We start from the raw sequence: 23,402 nt of genomic DNA, 5'->3' as shown, positions 1-23,402 counted from the left end.
GACGCCGCGCGCCGCCTGCCGGCCGCCGTCTCGGCGCCCGGCGGCCTGGTGGGTTTCCGCACGCTGTTCTACAAGGAAGTGCTGCGTTTCTGGAAGGTCAGCTTCCAGACCGTGGCCGCGCCCGTGCTGACGGCCATCCTTTACCTGCTGATCTTCGGTCACGTGTTGGAAGACCGCGTCAAGGTCTACGACCAGATCAGCTATACGGCCTTCCTGGTGCCCGGCCTGGTAATGATGAGCGTGCTGCAGAACGCCTTCGCCAACAGTTCGTCCTCGCTGATCCAGTCCAAGATCACCGGCAACCTGGTGTTCGTGCTGCTGCCGCCGCTGTCGCACTGGGAGATGTTCAGTGCCTACGTGCTGGCGTCCGTGGTGCGGGGCCTGTCGGTCGGGCTCGGCGTGCTGCTGGTCACCGCCTGGTTCGCGCACCTGAATTTCGCCCACCTGGGCTGGATCCTGGCCTTTGCCGTGCTGGGCGCCGCCATCCTCGGCACGCTCGGCCTGATCGCCGGCATCTGGGCGGAGAAATTCGACCAGCTCGCGGCGTTCCAGAACTTCCTGATCATGCCGGCCACCTTCCTGTCCGGCGTGTTCTATTCCATCCACTCGCTGCCCCCCTTCTGGCAAGGGGTGTCGCATGCGAACCCGTTCTTCTACATGATCGACGGCTTCCGCTACGGCTTCTTCGGCGTGTCCGACGCCGACCCGGTCTTCAGCCTGGCCGTGGTCGGCACCGCCTTCCTGGTGCTGGCGGCGCTGGCGCTGCGGCTGCTGAAGTCGGGCTACAAGCTGCGGCATTGAGGCTGAGGCGCTCCCCCGCGCCGCTGCCGATTCCTATACCGCAAGCCAAGCGATCAGACGTAACGAGACGAAACAAAGAGAAAGACATGCTGCCTACACCGGAACAAGTCAGGGACTATATCGCCCAAGGTCTGCCATGCGAACACCTGCAGGTGGAGGGCGACGGTCAGCACTTCTTCGCCACCATCGTCAGCGGGGAGTTCGAGGGCAAGCGCCTCATCCAGCGGCACCAGCGCGTCTACGCGGCGCTGGGCGACCGCATGAAGGCCGAGATCCACGCGCTGTCGATGAAGACCCTGACGCCCGCCGAATGGCAGGCGGCCGACGGCAAGTGAGCGACGGGGCGGCATGTGCCGCCGCAACGCGAGCGTCCCTTGATGTTGGACCTTGAGATCCAGGGCAACGGCCCGCGGACCGGGCAGCAGGGCGCCGCCAAGGACGGCTCCAGGCGCCAGACGGCACGGCCGTGCCGCGCTGTGCCATCCCCGCTCGCGCCGTCCATCCTCCGGCGGCGCGCGCGAGGCGGCGCCTCGCTGCACGCCCGCCAACGATGGGGCTGGACCCGAATGTGTGCTCAGGGCGCACGCGTGGGCCGCGCCTCACCGATGAGGCCTGATGCGTGCACGCACTGGCCGACGGCGAGACCGTGCTGTGGTCTGCTGGTCAAGAGCGCAGCGAGGGCATCGCACCGACCGGCTGGTGGTGCGGGCGTCGAGCGCCTGCACGGCGCCAGCCATGACGTGGTTGCCGACCGCATCGAGGCCGGCACCTTCCTGTGCGCGGCTGCCGCCACGCTCGGCGACCTGACGCTGACTGAGGCATGAAACGCGGTGCTGGACAAGCTGCGCGAAGCCGGCGCGCGCATCGACAGCGGCGAGGACTGGATCCGCCTGGCGATGCCGCAGCGCCCGCGCGCGGTCAGCTTCCGTACCTCGGAGTACCCGGCCTTCCCGACCGACATGCAGGCGCAGTTCATGGCCTGGACGCGGTTGCCGAAGGTACGTCGCGCGTCACCGAGACCATCTTCGAGAACCGCTTCATGCATGTGCAGGAACTGAGCCGGCTGGGTGCGAATATCTCGGTGGAGGGCAATACGGCGGTGGTGACCGGCGTGCCGCGCCTGTCCGGTGCCAAGGTGATGGCCACCGACCTGCGCGCTTCGGCCAGCCTGGTGATCGCCGGGCTGGTGGCCGAAGGCGAGACCGTCATCGACCGTATCTATCATCTGGACCGCGGTTACGACCGCATCGAAGACAAGCTGTCGGCGGTGGGCGCCAAGATCCGCCGCATCGCCTGAGTATCCCGAGGACACCCATGAATCTCGCCATCCGCCCGCCAACCAGCTGACGCTGGCTCTGTCCAAGGGCCGCATCTTCACCGAGACGATGCCGCTGCTGGAGGCTGCAGGCATCCGCGTCACCGAGAATCCGGAGACGTCGCGCAAGCTGATCCTGCCGACCACGGATCCGGACGTGCGCGTCATCATCGTGCGCGCCTCCCGACGTGCCGACCTACGTGCAGTACGGTGCCGCCGATTTCGGCGTGGCCGGCAAGGACGTGCTGATGGAGCACGCATGGCGGGCCTCTATGCACCGATCGACCTCAATATCGCCAAGTGCCGCATGTCGGTGGCGGTGCCGGCCGGTTTCGACTATGCCAGTGCCGTGCACCAGGGCGCGCGCCTGCGGTCGCCACCAAGTACGTGCAGACCGCGCGCGAGCACTTCGCCAAGAAGGGCGTGCACGTCGACCTGATCAAGCTCTACGGCTCGATGGAACTGGGTCCGCTGGTGGGCCTGGCCGACGCCATCGTCGACCTGGTCAGCACCGGCGGCACGCTGCGCGCCAACAACCTCGTCGAGGTGGAGGAGATCGTGCAGATTTCGTCGCGGCTGGTGGTCAACCAGGCCGCGCTCAAGCTCAAGCGCGAGCGGCTCACGCCGATTCTCGACGCATTCGAACGGGCCTCGGCGGCGCTGGCCTGAAGCCGCCGCTTGCCCCAGGGGATAGCCATCATGACTGAAAACCGTACCGAACACGTGGTGATCCGCCAGCTCGATTCGAGCGAGGCGGGCTTCGCCGCCGCGTTGCGCGAGGTGCTGGCGTTCGAGGCTTCGGAAGACGAAGCCATCGACCGCGCCGCGGCGCAGATCCTGGCCGACGTGAAGGCGCGCGGCGATGCCGCGGTGCTGGAATACACGCAGCGTTTCGACCGCGTCGAGGCCGCCTCGCTGGGCGCGCTCGAACTGTCGCAGGCGGAGCTGGAAGCCGCGCTCGACGAGCTCGAGCCCAAGCGCCGCGCGGCGCTGGAGGCGGCGGCGGCGCGCGTGCGCGCCTACCACGAGAAGCAGAAGATCGAATGCGGCAGCCACAGCTGGGAGTACACCGAGTCCGACGGCACGGTGCTCGGCCAGAAGGTCACGCCGCTCGACCGCGTCGGCCTCTACGTGCCGGGCGGCAAGGCCGCCTATCCCTCGTCGGTGCTGATGAACGCGATTCCCGCGCGCGTGGCCGGCGTCAAGGAAGTGATCATGGTGGTGCCGACGCCGGGCGGCGTGCGCAACCCGCTGGTGCTGGCCGCCGCGCAGATCGCCGGCGTCGACCGCGTGTTCACCATCGGTGGCGCGCAGGCGGTCGGGGCGCTGGCCTACGGCACCGCCACGCTGCCGCAGGTGGACAAGATCGTCGGTCCGGGCAATGCCTATGTCGCGGCCGCCAAGCGCCGCGTGTTCGGCACGGTGGGCATCGACATGATCGCCGGGCCGTCCGAGATCCTGGTGATCTGCGACGGCACCACCGATCCCGACTGGGTGGCCATGGACCTGTTCTCGCAGGCCGAGCACGATGAACTGGCGCAATCGATCCTGCTGTGCCCGGACGCCCGCTACATCGCCGCGGTGGAGGCCAGCATCCAGCGCCAGCTCGACGTGATGCCGCGCCGCGACGTCATTGCCGCCTCGCTGTCCGGACGCGGCGCGCTGATCAAGGTGCGCGACATGGACGAGGCCTGCGAGATCGCCAACGCGATCGCGCCGGAGCACCTGGAGATCTCCGCGGAGAATCCGCGCCAGTGGGCGGAGAAGATCCGCCATGCCGGCGCCATCTTCCTCGGCCGCTTCACCAGCGAGTCGCTCGGTGACTATTGCGCCGGCCCCAACCACGTGCTGCCGACCTCGCGCACCGCGCGCTTCTCTTCCCCGCTGGGCGTCTACGATTTCCAGAAGCGCTCCAGCCTGATCGAGGTCAGCGAGGGCGGTGCGCAGATGCTGGGCCAGATCGCCGCCGAACTGGCCTACGGCGAGGGGTTGCAGGCCCACGCACGCAGCGCCGAGTACCGTATCAAGCGCAGTTGATTCCACCCGCCGCCGCCCTGCCGGGCGGCGGCAACCCACCCGAGAGGACCTTCCATGTCTGCCGTAAAGCCTTCCCTGATCGAACGCATCATCCGTGACGACGTGCGCGCCATGGGCGCCTACCACGTGCCGGACGCGCATGGTCTGGTGAAGCTCGACGCCATGGAGAAACCCCTACCTGCTGCCGCCGCGCTGCGCGCCGAACTGTCCGCCCGCCTGGGCGAGGTCGCGCTCAACCGCTACCCGGTGCCGAGCAGCGACGCGCTGCGCGCCAGGCTCCAGGCGGTGATGCAGGTGCCGGCCGGCATGGATGTGCTGCTCGGCAACGGCTCCGACGAAATCATCAGCATGCTGTCGCTGGCCGCCGCCAAGCCGGGCGCCAAGGTGCTGGCGCCGGTGCCGGGCTTCGTCATGTACGCGATGTCGGCGCAGTTCGCCGGCCTGGGCTTCGTCGGCGTGCCGCTGCGCGCGGATTTCACGCTCGACCGCGACGCCATGCTGGCGGCCATGGCCGAGCACCAGCCCGCCATCATCTACCTGGCTTATCCGAACAATCCCACCGGTAACCTGTTCGACGAAGCCGACATGGAGGCCATCCTGCGCGCCGCCGACGGCGCCGTCTGCCAGAGCCTGGTGGTGGTCGACGAGGCCTACCAGCCCTTCGCCCAGCAGAGCTGGATGCCGCGCCTGGCGGACTTCGGCAACCTGCTGGTGATGCGCACCGTGTCCAAGCTGGGCCTGGCGGGCATCCGCCTGGGCTACGTGGCCGGCGCGCCGGAATGGCTGGCGCAGCTCGACAAGGTGCGTCCGCCATACAACGTCAATGTGCTGACCGAGGCCGCCGCGCTGTTCGCGCTGGAGCATGTCGCCGTGCTCGACGAGCAGGCGGCCCGGTTGCGCGCGGAACGCGCGAACCTGGTGGCGGCGTTGCAGGCGCTGCCCGGGGTCACCGTCTTCCCCAGCGCGGCCAATTTCCTGCTGCTGCGCGTGCCCGATGGCGCACAGATCTTCGACCGAGTGCTGGCGCGCAAGGTGCTGATCAAGAACGTGGGTAAAATGCACCCGTTGCTGGCCAACTGTTTGCGCGTCACGGTCAGCACCCCCGAAGAGAACGCGCAGTTTCTCGAGGCCTTCCGTGCCTCGTTGCAGGATTAACACCATGCGTGTTGCAGAGGTCACCCGCAATACCTCCGAAACGCAGATCCGCGTTTCGCTCAATCTCGACGGCACCGGACGCCAGAAGCTGGCCTCCGGCGTGCCCTTCCTCGACCACATGCTGGACCAGATCGCCCGGCATGGCATGTTCGACCTGGAGGTCGAGGCCAAAGGGCGATACGCATATCGACGACCACCATACGGTCGAGGACGTCGGCATCACGCTCGGCCAGGCCGTGGCACGTGCCATCGGCGACAAGAAGGCATCACCCGCTACGGGCACAGCTATGTGCCGCTGGACGAATGCCTGTCGCGCGTGGTGATCGATTTCTCGGGCCGCCCGGGCCTGGAATTCCACGTGCCGTTCACGCGCGCCGCGTGGGCAGCTTCGATGTCGACCTGACCATCGAGTTCTTCCGCGGTTTCGTCAACCATGCCGGCGGTCACGCTGCATATCGACAACCTGCGCGGCATCAATGCCCACCACCAGTGGCGAAACCGTGTTCAAGGCCTTCGGCCGGGCGCTGCGATGGCGGTGGAACTGGATCCGCGCGCAGCGGGCACCGTGCCGTCCACCAAGGGTACGCTGTAAGCAGAACCGCCCCCCGGCGCGCCGGGGGGGCGGAACCGGCCGCGAGGCGCCTGGATTGGCCGGCAAGCCGGCCGCACGCAACCGATGGATACCCTCAAGTCGTTCATCTCGCTGCTGGCGCTGATCAACCCGATCGGGGCGATCCCGTTCTTCATCAGCCTGACGGGACCAGCAGTCCGAGACCGAGAAGCTGCACACGATCAAGATCGCATCGATTCTCGGTGGCGGTGGGGTGGTGGCGGTGTCGGGCGCTGCTGGGGCAGCAGATCATCGAGTTCTTCAATATCTCGGTGGCGTCCCTGCAGGTCGGTGGCGGCCTGATCATGATCATGATGGCCATGAACATGCCTCAACGCCCAGACCAGCCGCACCAAGGCCACGCCGAGGAGGAGGACGAGGCCGAGGCCAAGGCCAGCGTGGCGGTGGTGCCGGCTGGCACGGCCGCTGCTGACCGGGCCGGGCTCGATCAGCACGGGTGATCGTCTATGCCGGCAAGACTCAGCACTGGGTACCAGTTGCTGGTGCTGGTCGCCATCGGCGTGGTGCTGGGGGCGGTGGTGTATCTGGTATCCGCGCGGCCGGACCCCATTTCCAGGGTGATCGGCCGCACCGGGCATCAATATCGGCCACGCGCCTGATGGGCCTGAACCTGTCGGCGCTGGACCGTGGGAATCATGGTGGACGGGCTGAAGACACTTTGCCTGTTTTGAAATCATGACTACCATAGCAATTGTGGATTACGGCATGGGCAAACTGCGCTCGGTCGCGGCAGGCACTGCGTGCGCGGGCGCCCGGAAGCGGATGTGCGGTGGTGGGATGCTCCCGAGGGTATCCGCGCCGCGGACCGGGTGGTCTGCCCCGGCCAGGCGCCGATGCCGGACTGGCATGGGCGCGCTGGGAGCCTCGGGCCTGCAGCAGGCCGTGCTGGAGGCGGGCGGCCAGCAAGCCCGATGCTGGGCGTGTGCGTGGGCGAGCAGATGCTGTTCGACAGCAGTACCGAGCGCCGCGCCGGACAGGGCGGACACCGCCCTGCCTCGGACTGATGCCCGCGAAGTGGTCCGCTTCGAGCTGGACGGCATGAACACAGCCGGACGGCTTCCCGCTTCAAAGTTCCCCAGATGGGATGCGAAACCGGGTCCGGCAGGTCGGTGCCCACCCCGCGTGGGAGGGGATCCCGGACGACAGCTGGTTCTATTTCGTCCACAGCTACTACGTGCGGCCGCACAACCCGGCCCATACGGCAGGCGAAACGCAGTTATGGCGTCGTGTTTACCAGTGCCGTGGCGCGCCGATAATATTTTTGCCACGCAGTTCCATCCGGGAAAAGAGCGCCGCGATGGGTCTGCAGCTGTACAGGAACTTCGTGCATTGGAATCCGTGAGGATCCGGCCCCTTGACCCGATCGACCTGTTCGACTTGAATCGACCCGAACTGACCTGACCTGACTCGACCCGGTCCGCCGGTCTTGTTCCCTTTTTTCTACTCAACCACGCTCGTCACGCATATGTTGCTCATCCGGCCATCGACCCTGAAGGACGGTCATGTGTACGCCTCAAACAAGGCGACATGGACCAGGCCACCGTCTTTTCCGAGGATCCCGCCGCCATGGCACGTCACTGGGTGGAGCAGGGCGCTCCGTCGCCTGCAACCTGGTCGACTTGAATGGCGCCTTCGTGGGCAAGCCGCGCAACGAAGCCGCGATCAAGGCGATCCATCGCCGAGGTGGGGGGCGAAATCCCCGTCCAGCTGGGCGGCGGCATTCGCGACCTGAACACGATCGGAGCGCTGGCTCGACGACGGGTTGTCCTACGTCATCATCGCACCGCGGCAGTGAAGAATCCCGGCTTCCTGAAGGATGCCTGCTCGGCCTTCGGCGGCCATATCATCGTCGGCCTCGGATGCCAAGGACGGCAAGGTCGCCACTGACGGCTGGAGCAAGCTGACCGGCCACGAAGTGGTGGACCTGGCCCGCAAAGTACGAGGAATGGCGTCGAAGCCATCATCTATACCGACATCGGTCGCGATGGGCATGCTGCAGGGCATCAACATCGAGGCGACCGTCAAGCTGGCCCAGTCGATGTCGATCCCGGTGATCGCCAAGCGGCGGGCCTCTCCAACCTGGCCGACATCGATCACCTGTGCGCGGTCGAGGGCGAGGCGTGGAAGGCGTGATCTGCGGCCGCGCGATCTACTCGGGTGACCTGAACTTCTCCGACGCGCAGGCCCGCGCCGACAAGCTGGGCGCGGAGCAATAGGCAACGCGCGCACGGCGCGCCGTGCCGGCCGCCCCGGTTGCGAGCCGGGGCAGGGCCGGACAAGGAATCTCATGCTAGCCAAACGTATCATCCCCCTGCCTGGACGTGACCACGGGCGGTGGTCAAGGGGGTCAACTTCGTCGAATTGCGCGACGCAGGGCGACCCGGTCGAAATCGCGCGCCGCTACGACGAGCAGGGTGCCGATGAAATCACATTTCTGACATTACCGCGACCAGCGACGGCCGCGACCTGATCCTGCACATCATCGAGGCCGTGGCCTCCCAGGTCTTCATCCCGCTGACTGTGGGCGGCGGTGTGCGCGCCGTCGAGGACGTACGCCGGCTGCTCAATGCTGGCGCGGACAAGATCAGTGTCAATTCGTCGCCATCGCCAATCCGCAACTGGTGTCGGACGCCACGGCCAGGTACGGCTTCGCAGTGCATCGTGGTCGCCATCGACGCCAAGCGTAGCTCGGCGCCGGGTGAGCCGCCGCGTTGGGAGGTCTTCACCCACGGCGGGCGCAAGGCCACCGGCCTGGACGCGGTGCAGTGGGCACGCGAAATGGCCGAGCGTGGCGCGGGCGAACTGTTGTTGACCAGCATGGACCGCGATGGTACCAAGAGCGGCTTCGACCTCGAACTGACGCGTGCCGTCAGCGATGCCGTGCCGGTGCCGGTGATCGCATCGGGGGGCGTGGGCAGCCTGCAGGACCTGGCCGACGGCATCCGCCTGGGCCATGCCGATGCGGTGCTGGCGGCCAGCATCTTCCACTACGGCAGCACACCGTAGGCGAGGCGAAGGCGTTCATGGCCCGCGAGGGCATTCCGGTGCGGATCTGATCACGGCGAAGCAAGATGGCAAAGAAGTGGCTCAACAAGGTTAAATGGGACGACAACGGCCTGGTGCCGGTGATCGTGCAGGAAGTCGGCTCGAATGACGTGCTGATGTTTGCCTTCATGAACCGCGAGGCGCTGCAGCGCACCGTGGAACTGGGCGAGGCGGTGTTCTGGTCGCGTTCGCGCAAGCGCCTGTGGCACAAGGGCGAGGAGTCCGGCCACGTGCAGAAGGTGCATGAGATCCGTCTCGACTGCGACGAGGACGTGGTCCTGCTCAAGGTCACCCAGATCGACGGCATTGCCTGCCACACCGGACGGCACGCCTGCTTCTTCCAGAAGTTCGAGGGTGACGCCGAGAACGGCGACTGGCAGACGGTCGAGCCGGTCCTGAAGGACCCCACCCAGATCTACGCGGCCAAGCCATGAGCACATCCCCGAGCGGCGCCGATATCCTGGCGCGCATCGCCGCCACGCTGGAGTCGCGCAAGCCCGAACTGGGCGGCGATCCCGACAAGTCCTACGTGGCGCGCCTGTTCCACAAGGGCGACGATGCCATTCTGAAGAAGATCGGCGAGGAAGCGACCGAGACCGTGATGGCGGCCAAGGACGCACGCGCCGCCGGCCTGTCGGACGAGGCCAAGAGCAAGGTGGTCTACGAAGTGGCCGACCTGTGGTTCCACACCATGGTGCTGCTGGCGCGCTTCGGCCTGTCCCCGGACGACGTGGTGCGCGAACTGGCGCGCCGCGAAGGCCTGTCGGGGCTGGAAGAGAAGGCGAGCCGGTCGCAATAAGGCCCACGGCGAGACCCACGCCGCTGGTCGCGCGGAGAGCCGCGCGCCGGCCGGCACTTGCCCCGCACAACAAGGAGAAGGACGCACATGAGCAACGAATCCAGCGGCCAGGTCCTGCCTTCCGGCGCGCAGCTCGACAGCCTGCGCAAGCTGCTGCACATCCTGTATGCCCTGTACGCCATCTTCTGGCTGACCGGCGGCATCACCGCGCTGGTCGCCATCATCGTCGACTACGTCAAGCGCGACGACGCGCGCGGCAGCCTCTATGCCTCGCATTTCGCCTGGCAGATCCGCTCCTTCTGGTGGTCGATCGCCTGGGCGGTGCTGGGTGGGGCCTTGTTCTTCACCGTGGTGCTGATTCCGGCAGCCTTCGCCGTCTGGGGCGTGCTGTCGCTGTGGATGTTGTACCGCATCGTCAAGGGCTGGCTCTACCTGAACGATGGCAAGCCGATGTACCCGGACGGCTCGTTCTGAGCTGCCTGCCTGCCCACGTGGCTTCGCTTCCCCGGTCCGCCTGATCCGACTCCACCCGAACCACGAGATTTTCATGAACACGCGGGATAATCGTCACTTCTGCTAGGCCGCAGCCGGCCGGCGCGGGGCGGACCAGGCGCCAGGGCGCAGCAGGGATGGGGCGATGCCCGACGTCCGGTGGCTTCATCTCAAGGCGCCGGTACACTTCCTGCATGGTCCGGGGAGGCATCCCGCCTCGCCGGCCAATTGCGGCCCCGGCGAAGGCGGCTTGCTTGCTAAAATGGTGTAGAGAGTGCCCGGACCGGCATGGGCTGGCGCAGTGTCGGCGGTGCCGTACCATGATCGGCGCGGGGCCGGAAGACGGACAAGCCGTCCTTCAACCGTACCCGCAGGCGAGGGTGGTCCATGCGTGCAGTGGAAGATGCCGCTGCGCCGGCCGGGAGCGAGCAGGAGAAGGAGGTACAGGCCGCGGTCCGTTTGACGGCGGCCGGGTGCCGCGCCGGCAACCGTCGCCCGGCGCAGGCTTGTGAGGACGGAACAAACGGGGCGGGACGGCCGGAGGGCTGTCCGCGGCGCCATCAGGAGCGATAGAAAATGGGTTCGTTGAGCATTTGGCACTGGCTGATCGTGCTGCTGATCGTGATGCTGGTATTCGGCACCAAGAAGCTGCGCAACATCGGCCAGGATCTGGGTGGCGCGGTCAAGGGCTTCAAGGACGGCATGCGCGAAGGCGACGCTGCCGATAAGCCGGCCCAGTCCGCCCAGCCCAAGGAACTGCGCGACTCGACCACCATCGATGTCGAGGCCAAGGACAAGTCGTCGCAGCAGAAGTGATGCGCGTTCCGCCCACGTTCGCGCGGCGGCGCACGTGATCCTTTCCGCTTCCGGCGCCACGGCGCCGGTCCCTCTTCCTGTCCCGAAGCCCGCATGATCGACCTCGGTATTTCCAAGCTCGCGCTGATCGGTGCCGTGGCGCTGATCGTGATCGGCCCTGAGCGGCTGCCGAAGGTGGCGCGTACGGTCGGCGCGCTGGTCGGGCGCGCCCAGCGCTATATCAATGATGTGAAGGCCGAGGTCAGCCGCGAGGTCGAGCTCGAGGAACTGCGCAAGATGCGCACCGAGTTCGAGGAAGCCGCGCGCGATGTCGAGCGGACCATCCACAAGGAAGTGAGCGAACAGACGCAGGCGCTGAACGAGGCCCTGTCCGGCGAAAGCCATGCCGAGCCCGGCGGCGGCACTGGCTACGTGCCCTCGTGGGACGCGGCGCACAAGGTCCGCACTGGCCGCAAGAGCTGGCGCGTCAAGCAGGGCGCTCGGCCGCTGTGGTTCAAGCGGCAGCAGAATGTGCGCATGTGGGCACAGTCGGGTGCGGCGCGCGTCAAACGCCACCGGCCGGCGGCGGGCCCCGGCCGCTCTTTCTTCGATTGACGTGGCCGGCCCGAGTGGCACGCCACAGCCCGGCGCCCCGCGCCGCCAAGTCTTACTCGTTACCGGCCCGCGCGGCTGAGCGATCCACGCCATGAGCGATACGCGTTCCTCCCATTCTCCCGAGCCGGATCCGCAGGACGACCAGCAGGAAACCTTCATCTCCCATCTGATCGAACTGCGCGAGCGGCTGGTCAAGGCGGTGGCCGGCGTGCTGATCATCTTCCTCGGCCTCGTCTACTGGGCGCCCGAAATCTTCAACCTCTTCGCGCGGCCGCTGATGGTCTCCCTGCCCAAGGGGGGCAGGATGATCGTCACCGACGTCACCGGTTCCTTCTTCGTGCCGATGAAGGTCACACTGCTGGTCGCCTTCCTGATCGCACTGCCCTGGGTGCTGTACCAGATCTGGAAATTCGTCGCGCCGGGCCTGTACCAGCATGAGAAGCGGCTGATCCTGCCGCTGGTCAGCAGCAGCTATGTGCTGTTCCTGTGCGGCGTCACCTTTGCCTACTTCCTGGTCTTCCCCACGGTCTTCCACTTCATGGCGCACTACAACGCGCCGCTCGGGGCGGACATGTCGACCGACATCGACAAGTACCTCAGCTTCGCCATGACCATGTTCCTTGCCTTCGGCATCACCTTCGAGGTGCCGGTGGTGGTGATCGTGCTGGTGCGCTTCGGCGTGGTGGAACTCGACAAGCTCAAGCAGGTGCGTCCCTACGTCATCGTCGGCGCATTCATCATTGCCGCCGTGGTGACGCCGCCCGACGTGCTCTCCCAGCTCCTGCTGGCCGTGCCCCTGATCGCCCTGTATGAACTGGGCCTGCTGATGGCGCGCTTCTTCCTGAAGCCGGAGGAATCGCCGGAGGCCGTGGGCGGCACGACGGCCGATTGAGCCGCCGGCGGCCCTCGCTGAGGCGCTGGCCACCGTGCCGGCAGCCGACTATGGGAGGGCCACGGGTACCTCGGTTTACCTCTATTTTTTGCACCACTTTGGTGAAAATTGGAGACTTGTCTGTTGCTCCCTCGCAACAAATCGGGCTGATTCGCAGTGTTTACCGCGAAAAAGCCTTCTGAGCCTCTGGGGGCCTGGCCCATAATACGCAGCAGACGTTAAGTAAGTGCGTCGCCCAAGCACTTGGGCAAGCCAAGATTTCCCAATCAGTTGACAAGGAAAGTGTCGATATGAAGATGAAACTGTTTGCAGCTGCCGTCGCCGCTCTGGCCGCCGGCGGTGCGTATGCCCAGTCGAGCGTGACCCTTTACGGCGTGGCTGACGTTGGCCTCGAGTACACCAACCGCACCCCGGGTCCGAACGGCCAATCGTCGAACGCATGGCGCATGACCTCGGGCAACCAGTCCGGTTCGCGTTGGGGCCTGCGTGGCGTGGAAGACCTGGGCGGCGGCCTGAAGGGCATCTTCACCCTGGAAAGCGGTTTCAACGTTGACACCGGTGGCCAGTCGGACTCCAGCCGTCTGTTCAACCGTAACGCCTACGTCGGCCTGCAGAACCAGTGGGGCACCCTGACCCTGGGTCGCCAACAGACCCTGTTCTATGATTTCGGCCTGGTCTACGATCCGATGGCGATCTCGACCCGCTACTCGATCACCTCGATCGCTCCGGAATACGCTTCGCGTGCTGACAACGCCGCCAAGTACGTTGGTACCTTCGGTGGCCTGACCGTCGCCGCTCTGTACAGCTTCCAGAACAACGGCAACGAAATCCCGGGCGTGTTCTCGGCTGGCCGTGAGTACGGCTTCACCGCCATGTACGGCGCTGGCCCGTTCTCGGTTGGTGCGACCTATGACCAATCGAACGGCAGCACCGCTGCTTCGGCTGGCCAATCGATCCGCCGCGCAAGCGTTGCCGGTACCTACGCTTTCGGTCCGGCCAAGGTCTACGCTGGCTACCGCTGGGCGAAGGGCTACAACGGCGCAACCCTGCCGGGCGCAGTGGCTTCCGCCCCGGGCAGCGTCGTGAGCACCGCCAACCTGTACTGGCTGGGTCTGGGTTACCAACTGACCCCGGCTCTGTCGCTGACCGGCGCCGCTTACTACCAAGACTTCCGCAACACCTCGGCTGATCCGTGGCAATTCGTCGCGACCGCCGACTACGCTCTGTCGAAGCGTACCGACCTGTACACCTCGGTCTCGTACACCAAGAACAAGAGCGGCTCGTCGCTGGGCGTCGATGGTTACAACAGCAGCACGGCTTCGAACGTCATCTCCGGCGGCAACCAATTCGGTGCCGTGGTTGGTGTCCGTCACAAGTTCTAATTTGACGCGGGTGTAAGCCCGCTTCGAATCGACTTGCAGGCGAAAGCCGGCTTCCGCAAGGAAGCCGGCTTTTCCCATTTCTGCGGCCCCATCTGCGGCCCGCATCTGCCGCCGGCGTTGCGTGGAGGCGCCACGGCTATCGTGCAGCGCCCATTCCGGATGTGGCCTGACCCTTCCTCTGGTAATTGCCCTGGCGTGCGGCGGGGCCGATGCAGCCCACCGCAGCGCATAGCTGCCTGCCCGAGGGCGCCGCCTCTCGGGTCGTCGAAGCAGGGAGGGGAGGCAGGTTTTTGGCGCGTGGCGAGTTCCTTTGGAGCCGCGCAAACGCATCAACATGCCTGAGCGTGGATGGCCTATGGAAGGCCTTGGGCAGAGGGCAGGGCGGCGATGTGGCAACTGCGGTCCTGCCGGCGTCGCCACGGGGCGTTCCGGCTGCGTCGATGTCCGCTTCGCCGGCCGCCATGATCGGCATGAGCCAATGCCGGTCGGCAGCCCCCTCAGGGCAAAGCTTCCCTGGGGGCGCGGTTTTCCCGCCGACGCGCTCCCGACGCCCAAGAAAGAAGCCCGCCATGGCAGCGGGCTTCTGTATTTCCGGCGCGGAGGTCTGCGCGCGGACCGTATGGCGTACCGCTTATTCCTCTTCTTCGTCGAGCTGCATGGCTCGGCGCGGCGGCGGCGGGCGCTTGCCGATCATCACGGTCAGCTCGGCCTGCTTGCCGCGTCGCATGACCTGCATCTTGGCCGCCGCCCCCGGCTTGAGCTGGGCCACCGCATTGAGCAGCGCGGTGCTGTCGGCAATGTGCTGGCCATCGACCGTGACCAGGATATCGCCGGGACGCACCCCTGCCTTGTCGGCCGGGCCACCCTGCACCACGGCGGCGATCAGGGCGCCTTCCTTGGCTTCCAGGCCGAAGGATTCGGCGATCTCCGGGGTCATGTCCTGCGGCTCCACGCCGATCCAGCCGCGCGTGACCGAGCCGGTGGAGATGATCGATTCCATCACCTGCTTGGCAGTCGATACCGGGATGGCGAAGCCGATCCCCAGCGAGCCGCCCGAGCGCGAATAGATCGCCGTATTGATGCCGAGCAGGTTGCCGCGCGCATCGACCAATGCGCCGCCCGAATTGCCCGGGTTGATGGCCGCATCGGTCTGGATGAAGTTCTCGAAGGTATTGATACCCAGATGGCTGCGGCCCAGCGCCGAGACGATGCCCATCGTCACCGTCTGGCCGACGCCGAACGGGTTGCCGATGGCCAGCACGATGTCGCCCACCTTGACGTTTTCGATCCGTCCCAGCGTGATGGCCGGCAGGTCCTTCAGGCCCACCTTCAGCACCGCCAGGTCGGTTTCCGGATCGGAGCCCACCACCTTGGCATTGGCCTTGCGCCCATCCGTCAGCGCCACCTCGATCTCGTCGGCGCCGTCCACCACATGGTGGTTGGTTAGAATGTAACCTTCGGAACTGACGATCACGCCGGAGCCGAGGCTCGACACGGGTTCCTGCCGCTCGGGCAGGCGGTCGCCGAAGAAGAAGCGGAACCAGGGATCTTCCTGCTGCTGCGGGTTCTGGCTGCGCTTGCGGCCGTTCTTGCTGGTGAAGATGTTCACCACCGCCGGCATCGCCTGCTGCGCGGCCTCGCTATAGGAGCCCTCCGCGGACCCGCCGCTCACATTGGGCACGACTTCCTTCAGCGCGACGATCGGAGAGCCGGATTGGACCGCGACCCGGCCGCGCTGCAGCCAGTCCGGCTTCAACGTGGCCACGACGAACCAGACCGCCAGCACGACCGTGACAGCCTGGGCGAAAAACAGCCAAAATCGGCGCAACATATTGGGAATTTGAGCGGAAAATGAAAAACAGAGAGCTGGAATTGTACTTGAACGATCTGCTCGAGGCGTCTCGCTACAAGGACTATTGCCCCAACGGCCTGCAAGTGCAAGGGCGTGCCGAAGTGCGGCATATCGTCACGGGCGTGACTGCCAGCCTGGCGCTGGTGGAGGCTGCCATCGAGGCCGGCGCCGATGCCCTGCTGGTCCATCACGGTTACTTCTGGAAGAACGAGGATGCCCGCGTGATCGGGCAGAAACACGCCCGTCTCAAACGCCTGCTCGGTGCCGACCTGAACCTGTTCGCCTACCACCTGCCGCTGGACGGCCATCCGGAACTGGGCAACAACGTCCAGCTCGGGCTGCAGCTCGGGCTCACGCCGCATGGCCGTTTCGGCGACAACGACTTGTGCTGGTCCGGCTCGCTGCCGCAAGCGATGCCGCTCGCGACCTTCGCTGCCCATGTCGGCGGCGTGCTGGGGCGCGAGCCGCTGGTGCTGGGCGAGCCTGGGCAGATGGTCCGCAGCATCGGCTGGTGCACCGGCGGGGCCCAGGGCTATTTCGATGCCGCAGTGGCGGCGGGGGTCGACGCTTACCTGAGCGGCGAGGCCTCCGAGCAGACCACGCACCTGGCGCGCGAGAGCGGCGTGGCCTATCTGGCCGCCGGCCACCATGCCACCGAGCGCTTCGGCATCCGTGCGCTGGGTGAGCACCTGGCCGACCGCTTCGGCCTCAGCCACACCTTCATCGACATCCCGAATCCGGTCTGAGCGCGGCGACCCGCGGCCCCGGTTTGTCGCTTGCCGGGCGAAGAATCCATCCCATTTGATCTGGCGCAAGAAAACCGGGTCGGAACGGGTGTTTAAATATTGCGGCGCCGCAATAACATGCGGCGCCGCAATATTTTTACCGGCTGTGGGCCGTGTCCTACGGGTAAATCCTTACTTGGCTTTCAGGCTGTCGCGGATTTCGCGCAGCAGCACCACTTCTTCCGGCGTCGGGGCCGGTGCGGGAGGCGGCTCCTGGGCGCGCAGTTTATTGAAACCGCGCACCATCAGGAAAATGATGAACGCGAGAATGACGAAATTCACGACGATGGTCAGGAAATTCCCGTAGGCGAACACCGGGACGCCGGCCTTCTTCAGGGCGTCCAGTGTCATCGGTGTTCCTGCTGGTGGCTCCGATAAGGTGACGAACAGGTTGGAGAAGTCCAGCTTGCCGATGATGCGGCCCACGATGGGCATGATCAGGTCGTTGACCACCGAATCCACGATTTTCCCGAAGGCAGCGCCGATGATCACACCGACCGCGAGGTCGATGACGTTGCCGCGCATCGCGAAAGTTTTGAATTCCGAAACCATTCCCATTGCATTCTCCCGATTTGTTGCGCGTATCGTACTATACGCATGCCAAAAGCCTGCCGCATCACCGCCAGGAACGCAAGTGTGAAGCAGGGAACCCTGTTGCATCGTCCGATTATCGTACGGCGGTGGCGTGTCATGCGCCTTTCGTCGAACAATGTGCCTAAGGTACAATTTGCGGTTGACGCAAAATCTAAATTGACTTCCCCTGGGGTTTGGAATGAGTGACCAGCAAAGCGTGAAAAGCGTGGATAAGGGGCGTCGCACTTGGTTGATCGCGACGTCCGTGGCTGGCGGCATCGGAGGAGTGGCAGTGGCGGTGCCGTTTGTCAGTACGTTTGCGCCATCGGAGAAGGCCAAAGCGGCCGGCGCCCCGGTCGAGGCCGACATCGGTGCCCTCAAGCCTGGCGAGATGATGACGGTGGAGTGGCGCGGCAAGCCTGTGTGGATCCTGCGGCGCACCGATGAGATGCTGGCGTCTCTCAAGAAGACCGACGTCGAAGTGGCCGATCCGAACTCGGATGTGCCCTTCACCATGAAGACGCCCGAGTACTGCAAGAACGAAACCCGTTCACGCGCCGACCACAAGGACGTCCTGGTCGTGGTCGGCATCTGTTCCCACCTGGGCTGCTCGCCTTCCGGCCCGTTCCCCGCCGGCGCCAATCCCCAGCTCGGCAGCGATCCCGGCTTCCTCTGCCCCTGCCACGGCTCGACCTTCGATCTCGCCGGGCGCGTGTTCAAGAACAAGCCGGCCCCGCAGAACCTTGACGTTCCCCCATACCAGTTCCTGACCGACACCAAGATCGTGATCGGCAAGGACGAGAAAGGAGAGGCCTGATCATGGCAGCCGAGAAAGAAGTCAAGACGACCGGCCTGCTGGGCTGGATCGACGCGCGCTTCCCCGCCACCCAGCTGTGGGAAGACCACCTCTCCAAGTACTACGCGCCAAAGAACTTCAACTTCTGGTACTTCTTCGGTTCGCTGGCGCTGCTGGTGCTAGTGATCCAGATCGTCACCGGCATCTTCCTGGTGATGAACTACAAGCCGGACGGCACGCTGAATGCGGCCGGCATCCCGGTCGCCTTCGCCAGCGTCGAGTTCATCATGCGCGAGGTGCCCTGGGGCTGGCTGGTGCGCTACATGCACTCGACCGGCGCCTCGGCCTTCTTCGTCGTGGTCTACCTGCACATGTTCCGCGGCCTGCTGTATGGTTCCTACCGCAAGCCGCGCGAGCTGGTGTGGATCTTCGGCTGCCTGATCTTCCTGTGCCTGATGGCCGAGGCCTTCATGGGCTACCTGCTGCCCTGGGGCCAGATGTCCTACTGGGGCGCGCAGGTGATCGTCAACCTGTTCTCGGCCATCCCGGTGATCGGCCAGGACCTGTCACTGTTCATCCGCGGCGACTACGTGGTCAGCGACGCCACGCTGAACCGCTTCTTCTCCTTCCACGTGATCGCCGTGCCGCTGGTGCTGCTTGGCCTGGTGGTGGCGCATATCATCGCGCTGCACGAAGTGGGCTCGAACAACCCCGACGGCGTCGAGATCAAGGCCAAGAAGGACGAGAACGGCATCCCGCTGGACGGCATCCCCTTCCACCCCTACTACTCGGTGCATGACCTGCTGGGCGTGGGCGGCTTCCTGATGGTGTTCTCGGCGGTGATCTTCTTCTTCCCCGAGGTCGGCGGCTACTTCCTGGAATCGAACAACTTCTTCCAGGCCGATCCGCTGAAGACCCCGCCGCACATTGCCCCGGTCTGGTACTTCACGCCGTTCTACTCGATGCTGCGCGCCACCACCTCGAACTTCCTGCCGATCCTGTGGGTGTTCTTCGCGCTGCTGCTGGGCCTGGTCTTCCTGCGCAGCAAGGATGCGCGTATCAAGATCGGCGCATTGGCCATCGCCGTGATCCTGGCGGTCGGCTTCTACTTCATCGACGCCAAGTTCTGGGGCGTGCTGGTGATGGGCGGCTCGGTCATCGTGCTGTTCTTCCTGCCCTGGCTGGACCACTCGCCGGTCAAGTCGATCCGCTACCGTCCTGCCTTCCACAAGTCGATCCTGATCGTCTTCGTGGTGGTGTTCCTGGTGCTCGGCTACCTGGGCGTGCAGCCGCCGTCGCCGGTGGGCGAAAAGGTGTCGCAGCTCGGCACCCTGCTGTACTTCGCCTTCTTCCTGACCATGCCGCTGTGGAGCCGCGCCGGCACCTTCAAGCCGGTGCCGGACCGCGTGACCTTCACCCCGCACTGACCGAAGGCCCACCAGAGGACAAGGACACAAGATGAAAAAGCTGCTTTCGATCTTCGCACTCGCGGGCGCCTGCTTTGCCGCCGCTCCCGCCATCGCCAGCGAAGGGGGCTATCCCCTGGAGCCGGCGCCCGTGCAGACCAGCGACCTGTCGTCGCTGCAGCGCGGCGCGAAGCTGTTCGTCAACTACTGCCTGAACTGCCACGGCGCCTCCCTGATGCGGTACAACCGCCTCAAGGATATCGGCCTCACCGACGACCAGATCCGCGAAAACCTGCTGTTCTCCGCGGACAAGGTCGGCGAGACCATGACCATCGCCATGCACCCCAAGGACGCCAAGTCCTTCTTCGGCGCGACCCCGCCGGACCTGTCGGTGATCGCCCGCGCCCGCGGCGACGATTGGCTCTACACCTATCTGCGCACCTTCTACCGCGACGACAACCGCGCCACCGGCTGGAACAACCTCGTGTTCCCCAGCGTCGGCATGCCGCACGTGCTGTGGGAACTGCAGGGCCAGCGCGCCGCCAAGTTCAAGGAAGTGGAAGAGCATGGCGAGACCGTGCACAAGTTCGCCGGCTTCGAGCAACTCACGCCCGGCAAGCTGAGCACGGTCGAGTATGACCAGGCCGTGGCCGACCTGGTCGGCTTCCTCGACTGGATGTCTGAGCCGGCGCAGAACCAGCGCAAGCGCCTGGGCGTGTGGGTGCTGCTGTTCCTGGGCATGTTCACCATCTTCGCCTGGCGCCTGAACGCGGCCTACTGGAAAGACATCAAGTAAGGCAGGCCAGCGCTGCAGGGGCTGGACCGGCGCCGCCGGTCCAGCCTTTTTCATTGTCGGCCTGGCGGCACTTCGCTGGCGGGAAGTGCCGCGTTGGATTGCATTAATGTGATTCAAATGCCATAAATTTGCTTTCTATTGGTCGCTTCTGCCAGAATACTGGGCCCAGTCCACCGACCCCGCACGCAAGGAATCCAACCATGATGGTGTTGTATTCGGGCACCACCTGCCCGTTCTCTCAACGTTGCCGCCTCGTCCTGTTCGAAAAGGGCATGGATTTCGAGATCCGCGACGTCGACCTGTTCAACAAGCCGGAAGACATCTCGGTGATGAACCCCTACGGCCAGGTGCCCATCCTGGTCGAGCGCGACCTCATCCTGTATGAGTCGAACATCATCAACGAGTATATCGACGAGCGCTTCCCGCACCCGCAGCTGATGCCGGCCGACCCGGTGCAGCGAGCCCGCGCCCGCCTGTTCCTGTTCAACTTCGAGAAGGAACTCTTCACGCACGTCTACGCCCTCGAGAATGAGAAGGGCAAGGCCGCCGAGAAGAACCACGAGCGCGCCCGCGCGGCCATCCGCGACCGCCTGACGCAACTCGCCCCGATCTTCGTCAAGAACAAGTACATGCTGGGCGAAGAGTTCTCGATGCTCGACGTCGCCATCGCGCCGCTGCTGTGGCGCCTGGACCACTACGGCATCGAACTGTCGAAGAACGCCGCGCCGCTGCTGAAGTACGCCGAGCGTATCTTCAGCCGTCCGGCCTACATCGAAGCACTCACCCCGTCGGAAAAGGTGATGCGCCGCTAAGCAGCGGAGCGCCGTCCGGCCTCATGCCGGACGGCCCGCCCGGCCCGCGCCACTGGAAGCACCATGCCTGAAACCTCCACCAAGCCCTACCTGGTCCGCGCCATCTACGAATGGTGCACCGACAACGGCTTCACGCCGTACATCGCGGTCTTCGTCGACGCCAACACCAACGTGCCGCGCGAGTTCGTCAAGAACAACGAGATCGTGCTCAACGTCAGCTTCGACGCCACCAGCGGCCTCGACATGGGCAACGAGTGGATCACCTTCAGCGCCCGCTTCGGCGGTGTCTCGCGCAAGATCGACGTGCCGGTCGAGAACGTGCTCGCCATCTACGCCCGCGAGAACGGCCAGGGCATGGCCTTCCCGGTGGAGCGCAGCGTGCCCGAGACCCAGGCCGCCACGGAGCGTGAAAACAACCCGCCGCCCAAGCTGGCTCCGGTCGGCAGCGACAGCGCGCCCGCCCCGCAAGGCAGCGGCGATGGCAACGGCGACGACGATCCCAACCCGCCCGTGCCCCGCATCGGCGGCAAGAAGCCTGCCTTGAAGGTGGTGAAGTAAGCCAGCCTTCCTCACAAGCCGCCCGGCATGCAGTAGAATGGCGGGCTGCACCACATTTGCCGGCTTAGCTCATCAGGTAGAGCAGTTGATTTGTAATCATCAGGTGGCGGGTTCGAGTCCTGCAGCCGGCACCAATTCCGAAGCGGCCCCGAGTTTCTCGGGGCCGTTTTGCTTTCCTGGCCCGGCGCATGACGCCGGCGAACCGAGCCGCTGCAGGCGCTACATCAACATCCCCACCTCCAGCACCCCCCGCACCTGCCCGCGCCGGTTGCCGTCCGCGCCGAACGCCAGTCCGGGCGCCGTCTTGCGCGCGCCCACGTAGGACAGTTCGACCCGCGCGAAGAAGCGCTGGTACTGGTAGGTCGGCGTCAGCGTCAGCGACCACGCCGCGCTGCCCGGGCCGTACAGCAGGTTGGCGGCGCCGCTTGCGGCATCGCCGGTGGAGGCGATGTACTCCAGCCGCAGCGGCAGCTTGAAGCCGGGCAGGCGCAGGGCGGCAGGCGTGGCGGCGTTGCCGAAGTCGTAGCTCATCAGCAGCGCGGCACCGTAGGTGGAGGCGGCGCCGGTGCCTTGCGTGGGCAGGCTGGGCACGTGGGTGAACTGCACATAGGGCTGCAGCGTCCAGGCCCCCTGGGTGTGCGCATAGATCAGGTTGTAGATCTGCTGGTTGTTCTGCAGCACCGGGGTGGCGGTGGTGGAGACATCGCTGCGGCGGGTGCTGGCGCCGCCGCTGAAGGTGAGGGTATTGCTGTCGTCGAAGGCGTAGCTGGCCAGGGCCGAGACCCAGTTGTAGCGCTGCGAGTAGAAGCCGTCGTTGACGGACGCCGACAGGGTCAGCGGGCCCGAGGCGTAGTTGACCTGTACGCCGCGATTGACGGCGTTCTCCTGGTTCCACAGCAGGCCACGCTGGATGTTGAGATTCTGGAAGGTGAAGGTGCTTTCCGCACCGATCAGCGTCGGCAGCTTGCCGGCCTGGATCGACAGGCTGTCGCTCAGTGCGAGCTTGAGGTAGCCCTGCGGCACGGCGTTGAACAGGGCGGGCGTGGCGCGGTCCGCGCGCTGGTAGGGCACGCCGAGCACGGGCACCGAGTAGTAGCCGGCCTGCAGGAAGAACTGCAGCATGCCGTCGGCCTTGTTGACGAAGACCTGGGCATTGCCCAGGTCGGCTTGCCAGGTGTGGTCGTTGGCGGCGGCGTGGCTCTGTCCCTGGACCAGGCCGCTGACGATGCCGCCGAACCAGAGCGGGCCCAGCGGGCCGGCGTCGACCCGGACCGGCGCGGCGCTCAGCGTGCTGGCGATCGACGGTTGCAGCGCGGGCGTGGCTGGCGCGGTGGGCTCGGTGGGCGCGGGTTCTGCCGTTGCGGGCTGTGCGGTGGGCATGGTGGCGTCCTGCGCGCGGGCCGCCGGGCTGGCGCCCAGGATGGCCAGCGCGACGGCGGTTGCGGCGCAGGAGGAGGTAAGAGGGATCTTCATGGATGGCTTCCTTCGTGATGGCAGCGGCTGCGGCGCGGCTTGCACCACGCCGGTGGCGAGGTTCGCCGCGGCGTGTGCAGGCGCACCGGGCTGGTGCGGATCCCCGCGGCGGCGCAAGCGTCGTGCCATTGGCGGACACCGTGATCATCGCTCAGCCTGCCGTGCCGCGCCCCGCCTGGCTTGCCGGGCAGGCGGATTTAAACGACTGCCATCCATGCGATTTCATCGCTTGACGCCGCCACGCGGAGACCCTGCCGGACGCAGGCGATGCGCGCGCCTGGCGTGCCTGCCATGGCATGCGCCATAGGCCGCGGCAGGTGCGACGGCAGCCGAGACGGCAGGCGCGCCACGCTGTAGCTGCCGTCATGCACCACGTGGGCCCATGCGCCATG

The 23,402-nt window shown here is 65.9% G+C and carries 25 protein-coding genes, 1 tRNA gene and 6 pseudogenes; 29 read left to right on the top strand and 3 right to left on the bottom strand.

The annotated features are described in order from the left end of the window. The first annotated feature begins 15 nt into the window (after positions 1 to 15). From BKK81_RS18515 to BKK81_RS18435, 22 genes and pseudogenes are all read left to right on the top strand, one after another. Complete coding sequence (locus BKK81_RS18515) at positions 16 to 801, top strand: ABC transporter permease (RefSeq protein ID WP_083384245.1); 786 nt, start codon at positions 16 to 18, stop codon at positions 799 to 801. An 86-nt stretch (positions 802 to 887) separates the two neighbouring features. Continuing rightward, positions 888 to 1,136, top strand: coding sequence for a BolA family protein (locus tag BKK81_RS18510; RefSeq protein ID WP_071010038.1), 249 nt, complete (start codon positions 888 to 890; stop codon positions 1,134 to 1,136). Between the two features lie 338 nt (positions 1,137 to 1,474). After that, positions 1,475 to 2,098 (top strand): annotated as a pseudogene (locus BKK81_RS18505) (UDP-N-acetylglucosamine 1-carboxyvinyltransferase); the annotation flags it as partial. 88 nt (positions 2,099 to 2,186) lie between these two features. Further along, positions 2,187 to 2,785 (top strand): annotated as a pseudogene (gene hisG, locus BKK81_RS18500) (ATP phosphoribosyltransferase). 30 nt (positions 2,786 to 2,815) lie between these two features. Continuing rightward, positions 2,816 to 4,153, top strand: coding sequence for a histidinol dehydrogenase (gene hisD, locus BKK81_RS18495; RefSeq protein ID WP_071010032.1), 1,338 nt, complete (start codon positions 2,816 to 2,818; stop codon positions 4,151 to 4,153). 54 nt (positions 4,154 to 4,207) lie between these two features. After that, entirely contained in the window at positions 4,208 to 5,308 is a 1,101-nt protein-coding gene (gene hisC, locus BKK81_RS18490) for a histidinol-phosphate transaminase (protein ID WP_071015853.1), read from the top strand. Positions 5,309 to 5,312: 4 nt separating this feature from the next. Further along, a pseudogene (locus tag BKK81_RS37075) lies at positions 5,313 to 5,450 on the top strand (imidazoleglycerol-phosphate dehydratase); the annotation flags it as partial. Then, positions 5,449 to 5,711: pseudogene (locus BKK81_RS37070) on the top strand (hypothetical protein). The pseudogenes BKK81_RS37075 and BKK81_RS37070, both read left to right, overlap by 2 nt. 30 nt (positions 5,712 to 5,741) lie before the next feature. Further along, positions 5,742 to 5,900, top strand: coding sequence for a hypothetical protein (locus BKK81_RS37065; RefSeq protein ID WP_442873388.1), 159 nt, complete (start codon positions 5,742 to 5,744; stop codon positions 5,898 to 5,900). A gap of 221 nt (positions 5,901 to 6,121) precedes the next feature. Continuing rightward, positions 6,122 to 6,379, top strand: a complete 258-nt coding sequence (locus BKK81_RS37060; protein ID WP_442873400.1) for a MarC family protein — start codon at positions 6,122 to 6,124, stop codon at positions 6,377 to 6,379. Between the two features lie 6 nt (positions 6,380 to 6,385). Further along, a complete protein-coding gene (locus tag BKK81_RS37055; protein WP_442873387.1) occupies positions 6,386 to 6,538 on the top strand; it encodes a hypothetical protein in 153 nt (50 codons plus the stop codon). Positions 6,539 to 6,644: 106 nt separating this feature from the next. Further along, positions 6,645 to 7,281: pseudogene (hisH, locus tag BKK81_RS37050) on the top strand (imidazole glycerol phosphate synthase subunit HisH). Between the two features lie 185 nt (positions 7,282 to 7,466). Then, positions 7,467 to 7,826: pseudogene (locus BKK81_RS37045) on the top strand (HisA/HisF-related TIM barrel protein). Next, complete coding sequence (locus BKK81_RS37040) at positions 7,756 to 8,100, top strand: HisA/HisF-related TIM barrel protein (protein ID WP_442873386.1); 345 nt, start codon at positions 7,756 to 7,758, stop codon at positions 8,098 to 8,100. The pseudogene BKK81_RS37045 and the gene BKK81_RS37040 overlap by 71 nt, the downstream one beginning before the upstream one ends. A 269-nt stretch (positions 8,101 to 8,369) precedes the next feature. Further along, the gene (gene hisF / locus BKK81_RS18470) at positions 8,370 to 8,945 is read left to right on the top strand and encodes an imidazole glycerol phosphate synthase subunit HisF (RefSeq protein WP_442873399.1); all 576 of its coding nucleotides are present in this window, start codon (positions 8,370 to 8,372) and stop codon (positions 8,943 to 8,945) included. A gap of 65 nt (positions 8,946 to 9,010) precedes the next feature. Next, on the top strand, positions 9,011 to 9,418 hold the full coding sequence (gene hisI, locus BKK81_RS18465) for a phosphoribosyl-AMP cyclohydrolase (protein WP_071010021.1): 408 nt from the start codon (positions 9,011 to 9,013) through the stop codon (positions 9,416 to 9,418). Then, complete coding sequence (locus tag BKK81_RS18460) at positions 9,415 to 9,783, top strand: phosphoribosyl-ATP diphosphatase (RefSeq protein WP_071010019.1); 369 nt, start codon at positions 9,415 to 9,417, stop codon at positions 9,781 to 9,783. The genes hisI and BKK81_RS18460 overlap by 4 nt, the downstream gene beginning before the upstream one ends. Before the next feature lie 87 nt (positions 9,784 to 9,870). Next, positions 9,871 to 10,257 (top strand): DUF4870 family protein, encoded by a 387-nt coding sequence (locus tag BKK81_RS18455; RefSeq protein ID WP_071010017.1) that lies wholly within the window; start codon positions 9,871 to 9,873, stop codon positions 10,255 to 10,257. 594 nt (positions 10,258 to 10,851) lie between these two features. Continuing rightward, positions 10,852 to 11,091 (top strand): Sec-independent protein translocase subunit TatA, encoded by a 240-nt coding sequence (gene tatA, locus BKK81_RS18450; RefSeq protein WP_071010016.1) that lies wholly within the window; start codon positions 10,852 to 10,854, stop codon positions 11,089 to 11,091. Positions 11,092 to 11,184: 93 nt separating this feature from the next. After that, positions 11,185 to 11,685 carry a Sec-independent protein translocase protein TatB gene (gene tatB / locus BKK81_RS18445; RefSeq protein WP_071010014.1) on the top strand — a complete coding sequence of 167 codons (501 nt, stop codon included), beginning with the start codon at positions 11,185 to 11,187 and terminating at the stop codon, positions 11,683 to 11,685. 91 nt (positions 11,686 to 11,776) lie between these two features. Then, positions 11,777 to 12,577, top strand: a complete 801-nt coding sequence (tatC, locus tag BKK81_RS18440; RefSeq protein ID WP_071010012.1) for a twin-arginine translocase subunit TatC — start codon at positions 11,777 to 11,779, stop codon at positions 12,575 to 12,577. A gap of 290 nt (positions 12,578 to 12,867) precedes the next feature. After that, complete coding sequence (locus BKK81_RS18435; protein WP_071010010.1) at positions 12,868 to 13,959, top strand: porin; 1,092 nt, start codon at positions 12,868 to 12,870, stop codon at positions 13,957 to 13,959. Positions 13,960 to 14,590: 631 nt separating this feature from the next. On the opposite strand, the gene BKK81_RS18430 is transcribed toward BKK81_RS18435, so the two are convergent. Beyond that, on the bottom strand, positions 14,591 to 15,790 hold the full coding sequence (locus tag BKK81_RS18430; RefSeq protein WP_071010008.1) for a Do family serine endopeptidase: 1,200 nt from the start codon (positions 15,788 to 15,790) through the stop codon (positions 14,591 to 14,593). Between the two features lie 20 nt (positions 15,791 to 15,810). On the opposite strand from BKK81_RS18430, the gene BKK81_RS18425 reads away from it, so the two are divergent. Beyond that, positions 15,811 to 16,557 (top strand): Nif3-like dinuclear metal center hexameric protein, encoded by a 747-nt coding sequence (locus BKK81_RS18425; protein WP_071010007.1) that lies wholly within the window; start codon positions 15,811 to 15,813, stop codon positions 16,555 to 16,557. 171 nt (positions 16,558 to 16,728) lie between these two features. On the opposite strand, the gene mscL is transcribed toward BKK81_RS18425, so the two are convergent. Further along, positions 16,729 to 17,154 (bottom strand): large conductance mechanosensitive channel protein MscL, encoded by a 426-nt coding sequence (gene mscL, locus BKK81_RS18420; protein WP_071010004.1) that lies wholly within the window; start codon positions 17,152 to 17,154, stop codon positions 16,729 to 16,731. Positions 17,155 to 17,368: 214 nt separating this feature from the next. Here mscL and petA point away from each other — a divergent pair, with 214 nt between their 5' ends. The 6 genes from petA to BKK81_RS18390 all read left to right on the top strand — a co-directional run bounded on the left by petA (position 17,369) and on the right by BKK81_RS18390 (position 21,671). Then, on the top strand, positions 17,369 to 17,986 hold the full coding sequence (petA, locus tag BKK81_RS18415; protein WP_071010002.1) for a ubiquinol-cytochrome c reductase iron-sulfur subunit: 618 nt from the start codon (positions 17,369 to 17,371) through the stop codon (positions 17,984 to 17,986). A 2-nt stretch (positions 17,987 to 17,988) separates the two neighbouring features. Next, a complete protein-coding gene (locus tag BKK81_RS18410) occupies positions 17,989 to 19,392 on the top strand; it encodes a cytochrome b (RefSeq protein ID WP_071010000.1) in 1,404 nt (467 codons plus the stop codon). 31 nt (positions 19,393 to 19,423) lie between these two features. Continuing rightward, on the top strand, positions 19,424 to 20,167 hold the full coding sequence (locus BKK81_RS18405) for a cytochrome c1 (RefSeq protein ID WP_071009998.1): 744 nt from the start codon (positions 19,424 to 19,426) through the stop codon (positions 20,165 to 20,167). A 200-nt stretch (positions 20,168 to 20,367) separates the two neighbouring features. Then, the gene (locus tag BKK81_RS18400; protein ID WP_035870642.1) at positions 20,368 to 20,979 is read left to right on the top strand and encodes a glutathione S-transferase N-terminal domain-containing protein; all 612 of its coding nucleotides are present in this window, start codon (positions 20,368 to 20,370) and stop codon (positions 20,977 to 20,979) included. A gap of 63 nt (positions 20,980 to 21,042) precedes the next feature. After that, the gene (locus tag BKK81_RS18395; protein ID WP_071015851.1) at positions 21,043 to 21,537 is read left to right on the top strand and encodes a ClpXP protease specificity-enhancing factor; all 495 of its coding nucleotides are present in this window, start codon (positions 21,043 to 21,045) and stop codon (positions 21,535 to 21,537) included. Positions 21,538 to 21,595: 58 nt separating this feature from the next. After that, positions 21,596 to 21,671: transfer RNA gene (locus BKK81_RS18390), tRNA-Thr, on the top strand. An 85-nt stretch (positions 21,672 to 21,756) separates the two neighbouring features. Here BKK81_RS18390 and BKK81_RS18385 read toward each other — a convergent pair. Further along, a complete protein-coding gene (locus tag BKK81_RS18385) occupies positions 21,757 to 23,010 on the bottom strand; it encodes an outer membrane beta-barrel protein (RefSeq protein ID WP_231907949.1) in 1,254 nt (417 codons plus the stop codon). Positions 23,011 to 23,402: the final 392 nt, after the last annotated feature.

The sequence above is a fragment of the Cupriavidus sp. USMAHM13 genome (genome assembly GCF_001854285.1).
Lineage (GTDB): Bacteria > Pseudomonadota > Gammaproteobacteria > Burkholderiales > Burkholderiaceae > Cupriavidus > Cupriavidus malaysiensis.
The sequence above is the reverse complement of the archived record's forward strand: the minus strand, read 5'-3'. Positions and strand labels throughout refer to the sequence as shown.